Genomic DNA, 10,670 nt, shown 5'->3' with positions numbered 1-10,670 from the left:
GGTGGGGTGGAGGGTTACATAAATTTATGATTAACCCCTCGTAAAAGGCAGCTTTGCTTCCGGGTTGTTAAAGTCTTTAACGGTTAATCTATTGATTTGTTAAGATTATGTACGGCACTTTTTTCAAAAAAAAGTGCCCAAAAAACGCCGGCTGCCGAAAATTTCCTAAAAATGTCAAAAAACTCTCTGAAAGGCAAAAACTCGCCCGATTCTTATTATTATATTTTTTTTTAAAGAGAATCGGGTTCAAACAGTTTGCCTTTCCGGGCGTTCGTTTTTCAACATTTTTTTAACGGAAATTTCCAGATGCCGGCAAAATATTTCCGTGGTATTCCTTTATACCCTATACCTTTTTTTCTAATCCATAGCCCTTCGACAAGCTCAGGGCACACTTCACCTCCGCCCCTGGATTCCCGCTAAAAACATGCGGGAATGACACCCCCCGGAGTACCGCAGATGGCGTAAATTTTCAGATGCCGGCAAAAAAATTAACCATTGTCATGCTCACCCCGATGGAATCGGGAGGCATCCATGGGAAGCGGGTAAAACGTGAATTTCAAAAGAATATATTGACAATGTCGCTGCTGCAGGAATAAAGAAAAACGTTGATTTCTTATTTCTGGTTTTGTATATTTAAACCTGTTTCACGATTCATGATGCCCGGAGGGCTAGTCCTAATTGGTAAGGCAGCGGTCTTGAAAACCGCCGGGTTTGCGCCCTTGGGAGTTCGAGTCTCCCGCCCTCCGCAAGCAATCGTGAAAAGAAAATTATTGTGGTTCGGAGAGGTGGCCGAGTCGGCTGAAGGCAGCCGCCTGCTAAGCGGTTGTAGGGGCACAAACCTCTACCGTGGGTTCGAATCCCACCCTCTCCGCTTTTGGCCCGCTTATGTTCTGTTTTTGAACAAATGTGGGCTTCTTGTTTTATATTGCAAAACAGTTGATTTTGATAGATTCCTTATATATTTTAAAAATCGAGTCCACCAATCAGGCCAATGGCTGAGACAGAAGGTTAGACTGTTTACATTCCGGATGCCGGCGGATATTAATCAAAATCCGATAATGATTATTACGGAGTAATAAAATGCGGCTTAACAGGTTTTTTAGAAGCAGATATTTTTTACCTGTAATTCAGTTTTTTACTTTATTTGTTTTTGCATTACTGATTTACGGTGCAATAGGGATTTTTACAAATGACCCCGCTTTTGCAAAAATTTTAAGAAATACCAATCTTCCCAATTTGATAGTCTGGTCCTATTGGTGGCCTCTGATTATTGTAACTGCTGTGCTGTTCGGCAGATTCTGGTGCAGTATCTGCCCTATGGAGCTTGTTACTTCTTTTGCGGGGAGAATAGGGCTGAAACGCAAACCCGGTAAATTTTTGAAATCGGGGTGGGTAATCACATTATTTTATTCTATAATATTAATTATCGGGATACATACATTTACGATTCACCGTATACCTCAATATATGGCAGTATATATGATCACCCTGTTTGCGATTGCACTTGTTTCGGGGCTGATCTGGGAAAAACGTACTTTCTGCACACATATCTGCCCTGTGGGGCATCTGCTCGGGTTGTATTCTCTGCTCTCTTTCAAACAGCTGCGTGTAATTGATCCGAATGTCTGCAGAAACTGTAAAACAAAAGACTGTATAGCTGAAGAAAACAGTTATAAATTTACAGGACGGTCATGCACATCGGGCCTTTATCCTGCAAATATAAAAGATAACAGAACCTGTATTTTATGCGGACAGTGCTTTAAATCCTGCACAAAGAACAATATTGCTATCACAAAAAGGAAAATTGCGGCAGATCTGTTTAAAGACATAAAACTTACATGGGCGGAAATCGGCTTTTTTATTATGGTAAGCGGATTTGTTGTTGATGAGGTTTTATCAGAATGGGATATAAGTAACGGAATAGTAGCGGCAATTCCAAACTGGATTAATCATTCTTTGAACATTTCAGGCAGGCTGGCAGGTACAGCAAAGGCTTTTGTCCTGTTTTTTTTAATTCCGGTAATTCTCTATACTATTCTAGCGGTAATAAAAAGAACTGCAGGCCGGGAAACATGGATTAAATCATTTAACCAGCTTGTTCTCGCCATTCTCCCAATAACAGCGAGTATGCATCTTTTAAAAGCAATTTTAAAAACTACATCGCGAATACCGTATTGGGATTATGTGTTTTCTGATTATAAAGGCGTGGAAACAGCACGGATGCTGATGGATCACACAAAAGTTTTAGATAAAAGCGCACTTCATGCAATATCACCGTTAATCAGCCTGTTTGCAGTATTACTGCCTGCAGGCGGCCTGATTCTTTCGTTGATGGTAATTAATAAACAGCAGCATCAAAATCTTGCATCAAAAATTGTTTCTGTTTCTGCATCCCTTGTGTACGGAGGAATGTTTCTAATTGCCCTTTGCGCATGGAGGATTTTTTAAGAAAAGAAAATGAAACGAACTTCTGTTAAAATCCGGGAAATATTATGCAAAATTTAAATATTCGCGTAAGATTTGCTCCGAGCCCTACAGGTTATCTTCATATTGGCGGAGCAAGAACAGCCCTTTTCAACTACCTGTATGCAAAACATGAACACGGGGAATTTGTCCTGAGAATAGAGGACACTGACACAGTGCGTTCGGACAAAGAGATGACTGACCAGATTTTACGAAGCCTTAAATGGCTCGGTATTGAATGGGACGGCGAACCTGTTATGCAGTCACAGAACAGCAGACAGCATAAATCCGTATGCATGGAACTGCTGAAAAAAAATTATGCATATCCGTGTTTTTGTACTCAGGAAGAGCTTGCTGAGAGAAGAAAACAATCCGGATCATACATGTACGATAAAAAATGCAGAGGCCTGTCTGAAAGAGAGCGGAAAACAAGGATGGACAGAGGGGACCCTTATGTATTAAGATTCAGAGTGGAAGAAGGGGAGACTGAATTTATTGATCATGTGCGGGGTAAAGTGAGTGTAAGCAACAGCGAAATAGATGATTTTATAATTCTTCGTTCCGACAGTACTCCGGTTTATCAGATCGCAGTAGTTGTTGATGATCACAATATGGGAATTACTCATGTTATTCGGGGCGATGACCATTTGTCCAATACGCCTAAACAGATTCTTATCTACAAGGCAATGGAGTGGAATATTCCCGAGTTTGCGCATATCCCCATGATTCTCGGGCCGGATAAAAAGAGGCTTTCAAAACGCCACGGAGCTGCATCAGTGGAAGAGTACAGGGAAAAGGGAATTCTGCACTCTGCACTTGTAAATTATCTTGCTCTGCTCGGCTGGTCTCCGGGAGATGACAGAGAGATAATGTCAAAGGATCAGCTTATAGAATCATTTTCAATTGACCGTGTTTCACAAAATCCCGCAGTATTTGACGAGGCAAAGCTGATGTGGTTTAACGGCAAATACATAAGGGATATGGACTCGGCCGAACTTGTGTTAAATGTGAAATCTGTTTTGGAAAAAAATAATCTGGCAACTGAAGAGAATGATGAATATATTTTTCGTTTTGTGGAGATCATGAAAGAGAGGGTTAAGGATTTTGAAGATTTTGTGGAATCCGGATATTACTTTTTTATTGATCCTGAAGAGTACGAGGAAAAAGCAGTAAAGAAACATTGGACAAAAGCAGGGGTAAAAGAGAGGCTTCGGAAAGTACTTTTATCAATAAGAAATATTGATGATTGGAATCAGGGGACAATAGAAGAAGAAATCCGCAGTCTTGCTCAAGAGGAAGATGTCGGAGCAGGCAAGTACATACATCCTGTCAGGCTCGCTCTTACAGGAAAAGGGCAGAGCCCTGGCCTGTTTGAAGTTATAGAACTTCTCGGTAAAGAGACAACAATAAAAAGACTGGAGAGAGCCCTGAATCATCTTGATACTGAAGTACAATAGGCCTAAAAAAAACAGCGCAAAGAAGTCCTGAAAAAATAGAAAAAATATTTGACTTTTAATAGTAAACTTTCTATATTTTCCAACTGCTATTTTAATGGGGAGTCGTCCAACGGCAGGACATGCGGCTCTGGACCGTAGTATCGGGGTTCGAATCCCTGCTCCCCAGCAATTTACTGGCGCCCGTAGCTCAATTGGATAGAGCATCTGACTTCGGATCAGAGGGTTGGGGGTTCGACTCCCTCCGGGCGTACGGGTCATGTCAGACTGTCATTCGGGAAATGGCGCGTTCGTCTAGTGGTTTAGGACGCCGGCCTCTCACGCCGGTAACATGGGTTCGACTCCCATACGCGCTACTATTTTTTTATTAAGGGTTTTGTTCTTAGGAGCGCCCGTAGCTCAATTGGATAGAGCACCTGACTACGGATCAGGAGGTTGTGGGTTCGACTCCCTCCGGGCGTACAAATTATGTGGAATCCTACACCCAGCGGAATTGACAGGCACCAATATTGGATGCGTCGTGCCCTTTTGGAAGCTGAAAAAGCATGTGATGCAGAGGAAGTTCCGGTTGGTGCGGTGGTAGTAAAAGATGGCCGGATTATAGGGAAGGGATTCAATCAGACAGAAACCCTGCAGGATCCGACAGCTCATGCCGAAATGGTTGCCATCTCTGCCGCTGCTAATACTCTCCAATCGTGGCGCCTTGAAAACTGTACAATATATGTAACGCTGGAGCCGTGTGCTATGTGTGCAGGAGCTATTGTGCTGGCAAGGATTAAAGAGCTTGTGTTCGGTGCTTTGGATCCAAAAGCAGGAGCCTGCTCCTCTTTACGCAATATTGTTCAGGATCACAGGCTTAATCACAGTGTTGATCTTATTTCAGGTATTCTGGCTGAGGAGTCTTCGAACCTGTTGAGTTCTTTTTTTAAGGAAATCCGGAATTCCAGAGGGAAAACGGAATAAATAAGGGGAGAGGTGCGAGAGCGGTTGAATCGGGCGGTCTCGAAAACCGTTGTTCCGTATTTAGGAACCGTGGGTTCGAATCCCACCCTCTCCGCCAATAGAATTGAAAAGTTAAGAATCAGAATTAGTTTTGAATATATAATATAAGCAGAATTTTTTCCATTACATATCAATGGGGAGAAAATCCTGAACTGAAAAAGACAAGAAAGTAAGTGTTCTCTGGAGAGGTGACCGAGCGGTTTAAGGTGCACGCTTGGAAAGCGTGTGTAGTGAATGCTACCGCGGGTTCGAATCCCGCCCTCTCCGCAATTTCAGTTCGAGGATGAAACCGGAAGGATTCAGACGCAATTCAGAAAGAGCTGAATAGTATGTTGGGTCCGGGGCAGTAGCTCAGTTGGGAGAGCGGTACGTTCGCAACGTACAGGCCGGCGGTTCGATCCCGCTCTGCTCCACAGGTATTGGCTGTGCTAGACGGGGAATTAGCGGTGTCCTGTAACCTGCAATCCGCTATAGCAGGGTTGAATCCCCTGACTGAGGTTCTAACCGCCAAAGGTCTGTGTCAGTAAGCGGCGATGATAATCTGAGTCCTGCGCAATGGGAAACTGCTGAACCCCGTCAGGACCGGAAGGTAGCAGCGGTAAGCAGAGGTACCATGTGCCGCGGGGACACTTGGATGGAGTTGGCTGCTGTTTACAAACCGTTGAAAAGGAGAGCCGAAGCAGGGTGCACAGCCTTTTTATTTGACAGAGGGAGCAAATGAGCTACCGAGTATTAGCAAGAAAATGGCGTCCGCAAACATGGGATGATCTGCTTGCTCAGGAGCATGTCACCAGGACACTCCGTAATGCAATTGAAACAGGCAGGCTTGCCCATGCTTACCTGTTCAGCGGCCCGAGAGGAGTAGGCAAAACAAGTGCAGCAAGAATTCTTGCAAAAGCGCTGAATTGCGAACATGGCCCTACTTCAACACCATGTAATCAGTGTTCTGCGTGCAGGGAGATTTCAGAGGGCAGAAATGTTGATGTTTTTGAAATTGACGGTGCATCAAATAACGGTGTAGATGAAGTAAGAAATTTACGTGAAAATGTCAGATATGCCCCTGCTCAGGGTAAATATAAAATTTATATTATTGATGAAGTGCACATGCTTACTGTGCAGGCTTTTAATGCTCTTTTAAAAACACTTGAGGAACCGCCTGAAAATGTACTCTTTATTTTTGCAACAACCGAACCCCACAAGATTCCTCCTACAATAATTTCAAGATGCCAGCGGTTTGATTTCAGAAGAATTCCTGTTAAAGATATTATTCAAAATCTTGAGCATATCTGCATTGAAGAAGGTATAGAAATTGAAAAAGAGGCATTGGAAATTATTGCGCTAAAAGGTGACGGCAGCATGAGAGACAGCCAGTCCCTTTTAGATCAGATGATCTCATATCACAATGAGAAAATTACAGCTGAGCATGTAATTCAAGGCCTCGGCCTAATTAAAAGAGAGCGGTATTTTGAATTAACAAATGCAATTTTACAGAAAGATACTGCAAAAGGTTTTGATATCGTAGAAGAGATCATCAGAAACGGCTATGATGTGGGCGAGTTCGTATCAGGCCTTATTGAACATTTCAGAAATATTCTTATTGCAAGAGATGCAGGGGTAAAAGCTCTTGTTGATGTTCCTGAATCGGCAAAAGAAGATTATAAAGATGCAGGCACAAAATTTACAGAAGGCGATCTTTTCAGGCTTTTAAAAGTTGTTGATGAACTTCAGCAGAGGATGAAGCGGAGCTCTCAGAAACGGGTGCTTTTTGAAATGGCTGTTGCAAAGATGATTAAAATGGACAGTACAGTAACTATTGAGAATCTGCTTTCACGTTTAAAAGGTATACCTGTAAATGATGCTGATCCGAAAAGTATAAGTAATCAACCTCAGCCTGCTTCTGATGTAAAGAAACAGGCAAGCTATTCTTTAAACGGGAATGAGGATAAAAGCGGCATTCAGCAGACAGACAAGCCTGTAAATGAAGAAAAAAAACAGGATGAAAAAAAAAGCCGTGATAATTCCGGAGAAAAAAGAGCCGGAGTAAAACCATCTGTTTCTCAAGAGGATGTAAAAGCAAAATGGGATGACGTAGTAGATAGTATAAAGAATAAAACAATTACAGTGGGATCTTTTATTCAGGATGGTGTGATTACCAATGTTGAGGATAATGTTATTGAAATAGCATTTCAGGAATCGAACTGGTTCCACATAGATGCAATCCTGCGTTCCCGCAGTGTAGTTGACGGGGTTCTTGCGGATGTATTTGGAACAGGGGTAACATTTACATGCATTAAAAAGGATGTTACTCAGGACGGAGCTGTAATGCAGCCGGATGCAGAAAAAAAGAAGTTGTCCGAGATGGCAAAATCGAACCCTGTTCTGAAGAGGATAGTAGATGAGTTCGGTGCTGATGTTGTAAGTTAACAGGAGAATAGATAGATGAAAAAAAATATGGCAGCTCAGTTCGGGATGCTTCAAAAACTTCAAAAAGAGATGGAAGAAGTCCAGCAGGCTCTTGCCAAGATGACTGTTGAGGGAAGTGCAGGGGGCGGTATGGTTACAGTGTGTGCAAGCGGGAAACAGCATATTGTATCTGTTAAAATAGATCCTGAAGTTGTTGATAAAGATGATGTAGAAATACTTGAAGATTTGGTTACAGCTGCTGTTAATCAGGCGCTTGAGAAATCAAGAGAGATGGCAAACGAAGAGATGCAGAAGATAGCAGGAGGTTTGCTTGGCGGCCTGCCCGGAGGATTAAATATTCCCGGATTGGGAATGTAAGTTTAAGAAGATTGCGGAGTATTAGATTGGAATATGCATCAAAGGTACTTGGTAAATTAGTAGAGGCATTCAGCCGTTTTCCCGGAATAGGTGAAAAATCTGCACAGAGGATGGCATTCTATCTTTTAAAGCAGGGCAGGGAAGAGAGTGAGAGGCTTGCAAAAGCTATTCTGGATTTAAATGAAAATGTAGGCCAGTGCTCAATCTGTTTTAATCTTACAGAGGAAGATCCATGCTCAATATGCAGCGATACAAGACGGGACAGAAGCATCATTTGTGTTGTTGAGGAGCCCAAAGACATTCTTGCAATCGAGCGGTCCGGTACTTACAGAGGGCTGTTCCATGTTCTGGGAGGCGTACTCTCGCCTCTTGACGGGATCGGAGAGGATCAGCTTCACATCAGTGAATTACTTTCCAGAGTTGATGGAGAAGTAGAAGAGATTATACTTGCTACAAATCCTACAATGGAAGGAGAAATGACTGCTGCTCATATTGCAAAAAAACTTGAGAAAAGCGGTGTGAAGGTGACAAGGATCGCAAGAGGCATACCTTTTGGCGGATCTTTGGAATTTAATGATGCTGTTACAGTTGCGAAAGCTCTGGAAGGCCGTGTGAATTTGGAACAATCAAAAAACAAATAAAAGTCTGTGGGATTATGAGTCTGCCAAACCAATTAACTGTTTTAAGAATAATATTAACTCCGGTGTTTGTATTTTTGCTTTTTTGCGATACAACTTATATGCACTGGCTTTCATTCGCAGTATTTGCAATTGCATCACTTACTGACTGGTATGACGGATACATTGCGCGCAAGTTTGGTGTGGTGACAAAATGGGGCAAGTTTCTGGATCCCCTTGCTGATAAGATTTTAGTATCTGCAGGATTCATATCCTTTTGCGTTATTGGATATTTTGCATGGTGGATGGTGATTGTAATTATAATCCGTGATGTTATTATCACAATTTTGCGGTCCTATGCAATCTACAGGGGGGAATCGATTGCTGCGAGTGCTTTTGCCAAAGTGAAAACTTTTTCTCAGATTGTACTCCTCTATTTTGTTTTCCTTTACTACCTTTTTACCGAGGGCGGAATTATAAAAGAATATGAATGGATTTTCAATAGACATTCCGCAGTACATTTCATTAATATTGTAATGTTTTTTATTACAGTGATTACATTAGCTTCTGCTATTCAATACATTTTTGATAACAGATCCTGTATAACAGATATGAAAAGAGATGTCCTGAAAATATTTTTACCGTCAAAAACTTGAGAAAGATCCTGCTGTGAAAAAAATTTCACATCTTGTTGCCACAACATTTTTAACAGGGCACAGCCCTGTTGCACCAGGTACAATGGGTTCTTTAGTCGGGGCACTTTTATATCTTTTTTGTCCTGGGTTAAGGGGGACTGTCCTTTTTCCCCTGACTGTTATTATATTTTTTACAGGAGTGTGGGCTGCAACAATTACAGAGAAAAAATACGGCCATGATGCTTCGCTTATCAATATTGACGAATTAGTCGGAATTTGGGTAACTTATCTTTTCATTCCAGATGTAAATATCTATTTTATAGTCATTTGCGGATTTGTCTTATTTAGGATTTTTGATATTGTCAAGCCTCCTCCGGTGGATCAAAGTCAGAATTTACGCCAAGGCTGGGGAGTTATGATGGACGATGTTCTTGCGGGAGTATATGCAAATATTGTTCTGAGGCTATTAATACTGTTTATTTTCCGATAAAAAAATGAATGCTGAAATAATCTCCATAGGAAGTGAACTTTTAAAGGGCATTGTTGTAAATACAAACAGCTCTTTTCTTGCTGACAAACTTACAAGTATGGGGCATAATGTAGGCTGGATAACAACTATTGCTGACAAAAACAGTGAAATAGAAGAATCACTGTCCAATGCCTGCAAAAGAGCTGATATAGTAATTGTCACAGGAGGGCTCGGCCCTACTGCAGACGATGTGACAAAAAAAGTTGCTGCTGATTTTTTCAAATCCCCTATTGTTTTTTATCCTGAAATATTTGATAAAATAAAAAAATGGATGGCACAGAGAAATCTGAAGTTTCATGAAACAAGCAGAGAGCAGGCTATGCTTCCCAAAGATGCTGAACTTATTGAGAATGAACTCGGCACTGCAAGAGGCATGGTTTTTAAAAAGGAGGGAACTCTCTTTTTTTTCTTCCCTGGTGTACCGCATGAAATGAAAAAGATGTTTGAAGAAGGCGCAGTGCCTGTTATTAACAGAGAGTTTGGAATCCCCGAAGCATCTTTGGCAATTATACGCACTCTGGGAATTGCCGAGTCGCATATTGCAGAAAAAATAGAAGGATTTGAAGATGCCTTTCCTGAGATTTCACTTGGATTTCTTCCGAATCCTACCGGAGTGAGGCTTTACATTTATGCATCAGGCAAAGATTCTGCCAAAAGAATACATGATGCTGAAGATTTTATAAAAGAACGCCTTAAGGAAAAGATATATGCTTTTTCCGATCGTACTATAGAAGACGTTGTTGCGGAGCTTTTAAAGAATAAAAAAATGACAATCAGCATTGCAGAATCATGCACAGGCGGGCTGGTATCCCATAAATTAACAAATATACCAGGGAGTTCAGCCTATCTTCTCATGGGTGTTGTAGTTTACAGCAATCAGGCAAAGATGTCAATGCTGGGAGTAAATGAAAATACGCTGAAAACCCGCGGTGCTGTTTCAAAAGAGACTGCTCTTGAGATGGCAAGAAACGTCAGGCAAAAAGCGGGGTCTGACATAGGCATTTCTACAACAGGTATTGCAGGGCCGTCAGGCGGAACTCCTGAAAAGCCTGTGGGGCTTGTTTATACTGCAATATCCACTGAAGATTTTGAGGAGTGTGAAGAGCATTTTTTCGGGGAAGACCGGCTTGTTAATAAAGAACGTTCATGTTCTGCTGTGCTTGATATGGTGAGGAGATATCTGGAATAG

Annotated in this window: 9 protein-coding genes, 9 tRNA genes and 1 other RNA gene; all 19 read left to right on the top strand. The window is 41.8% G+C overall.

Annotated features, from left to right (window positions below):
- The first annotated feature begins 662 nt into the window (after positions 1-662).
- Positions 663-746: transfer RNA gene (locus J7K93_13240), tRNA-Ser, on the top strand.
- 33 nt (positions 747-779) lie between these two features.
- Positions 780-871 (top strand) — tRNA-Ser (locus J7K93_13235).
- Positions 872-1,080: 209 nt separating this feature from the next.
- Positions 1,081-2,448, top strand: coding sequence for a 4Fe-4S binding protein (locus J7K93_13230; protein MCD6117965.1), 1,368 nt, complete (start codon positions 1,081-1,083; stop codon positions 2,446-2,448).
- Between the two features lie 44 nt (positions 2,449-2,492).
- Positions 2,493-3,920: a glutamate--tRNA ligase gene (locus tag J7K93_13225; protein MCD6117964.1), complete on the top strand. Its 1,428-nt coding sequence runs from the start codon at positions 2,493-2,495 to the stop codon at positions 3,918-3,920.
- A gap of 95 nt (positions 3,921-4,015) precedes the next feature.
- A tRNA-Gln gene (locus J7K93_13220) sits at positions 4,016-4,086 on the top strand.
- Positions 4,087-4,096: 10 nt separating this feature from the next.
- Positions 4,097-4,170: transfer RNA gene (locus tag J7K93_13215), tRNA-Arg, on the top strand.
- A 30-nt stretch (positions 4,171-4,200) separates the two neighbouring features.
- Positions 4,201-4,273, top strand: a tRNA-Glu gene (locus J7K93_13210).
- A 32-nt stretch (positions 4,274-4,305) separates the two neighbouring features.
- Positions 4,306-4,379, top strand: a tRNA-Arg gene (locus tag J7K93_13205).
- Between the two features lie 51 nt (positions 4,380-4,430).
- A complete protein-coding gene (gene tadA / locus J7K93_13200) occupies positions 4,431-4,880 on the top strand; it encodes a tRNA adenosine(34) deaminase TadA (protein MCD6117963.1) in 450 nt (149 codons plus the stop codon).
- Positions 4,881-4,886: 6 nt separating this feature from the next.
- A tRNA-Ser gene (locus J7K93_13195) sits at positions 4,887-4,977 on the top strand.
- Between the two features lie 124 nt (positions 4,978-5,101).
- Positions 5,102-5,186: transfer RNA gene (locus J7K93_13190), tRNA-Ser, on the top strand.
- Positions 5,187-5,259: 73 nt separating this feature from the next.
- Positions 5,260-5,332, top strand: a tRNA-Ala gene (locus J7K93_13185).
- A gap of 10 nt (positions 5,333-5,342) precedes the next feature.
- Positions 5,343-5,611: signal recognition particle sRNA large type (gene ffs / locus J7K93_13180), an RNA gene on the top strand.
- A 25-nt stretch (positions 5,612-5,636) separates the two neighbouring features.
- Positions 5,637-7,343, top strand: a complete 1,707-nt coding sequence (gene dnaX, locus J7K93_13175) for a DNA polymerase III subunit gamma/tau (GenBank protein ID MCD6117962.1) — start codon at positions 5,637-5,639, stop codon at positions 7,341-7,343.
- A 27-nt stretch (positions 7,344-7,370) separates the two neighbouring features.
- Complete coding sequence (locus J7K93_13170) at positions 7,371-7,700, top strand: YbaB/EbfC family nucleoid-associated protein (protein ID MCD6117961.1); 330 nt, start codon at positions 7,371-7,373, stop codon at positions 7,698-7,700.
- Positions 7,701-7,726: 26 nt separating this feature from the next.
- On the top strand, positions 7,727-8,341 hold the full coding sequence (recR, locus tag J7K93_13165) for a recombination protein RecR (protein MCD6117960.1): 615 nt from the start codon (positions 7,727-7,729) through the stop codon (positions 8,339-8,341).
- A gap of 14 nt (positions 8,342-8,355) precedes the next feature.
- Entirely contained in the window at positions 8,356-8,973 is a 618-nt protein-coding gene (gene pgsA, locus J7K93_13160) for a CDP-diacylglycerol--glycerol-3-phosphate 3-phosphatidyltransferase (protein ID MCD6117959.1), read from the top strand.
- A gap of 13 nt (positions 8,974-8,986) precedes the next feature.
- Positions 8,987-9,442: a phosphatidylglycerophosphatase A gene (locus tag J7K93_13155; protein ID MCD6117958.1), complete on the top strand. Its 456-nt coding sequence runs from the start codon at positions 8,987-8,989 to the stop codon at positions 9,440-9,442.
- A 4-nt stretch (positions 9,443-9,446) separates the two neighbouring features.
- On the top strand, positions 9,447-10,670 hold the full coding sequence (locus J7K93_13150; protein ID MCD6117957.1) for a competence/damage-inducible protein A: 1,224 nt from the start codon (positions 9,447-9,449) through the stop codon (positions 10,668-10,670).

Source organism: bacterium (assembly GCA_021158245.1).
Lineage (GTDB): Bacteria > Zhuqueibacterota > QNDG01 > QNDG01 > QNDG01 > QNDG01.
The sequence above is the reverse complement of the archived record's forward strand: the minus strand, read 5'-3'. Positions and strand labels throughout refer to the sequence as shown.

What these genes read in the sequence shown, in the direction of transcription:
- J7K93_13230 (MCD6117965.1), top strand. Translation starts at nt 1,081, where the DNA reads ATGCGGCTTAACAGGTTTTTTAGAAGCAGATATTTTTTACCTGTAATT.
- J7K93_13225 (MCD6117964.1), top strand. Translation starts at nt 2,493, where the DNA reads ATGCAAAATTTAAATATTCGCGTAAGATTTGCTCCGAGCCCTACAGGT.
- tadA (MCD6117963.1), top strand. Translation starts at nt 4,431, where the DNA reads ATGCGTCGTGCCCTTTTGGAAGCTGAAAAAGCATGTGATGCAGAGGAA.
- dnaX (MCD6117962.1), top strand. Translation starts at nt 5,637, where the DNA reads ATGAGCTACCGAGTATTAGCAAGAAAATGGCGTCCGCAAACATGGGAT.
- J7K93_13170 (MCD6117961.1), top strand. Translation starts at nt 7,371, where the DNA reads ATGGCAGCTCAGTTCGGGATGCTTCAAAAACTTCAAAAAGAGATGGAA.
- pgsA (MCD6117959.1), top strand. Translation starts at nt 8,356, where the DNA reads ATGAGTCTGCCAAACCAATTAACTGTTTTAAGAATAATATTAACTCCG.
- J7K93_13150 (MCD6117957.1), top strand. Translation starts at nt 9,447, where the DNA reads ATGAATGCTGAAATAATCTCCATAGGAAGTGAACTTTTAAAGGGCATT.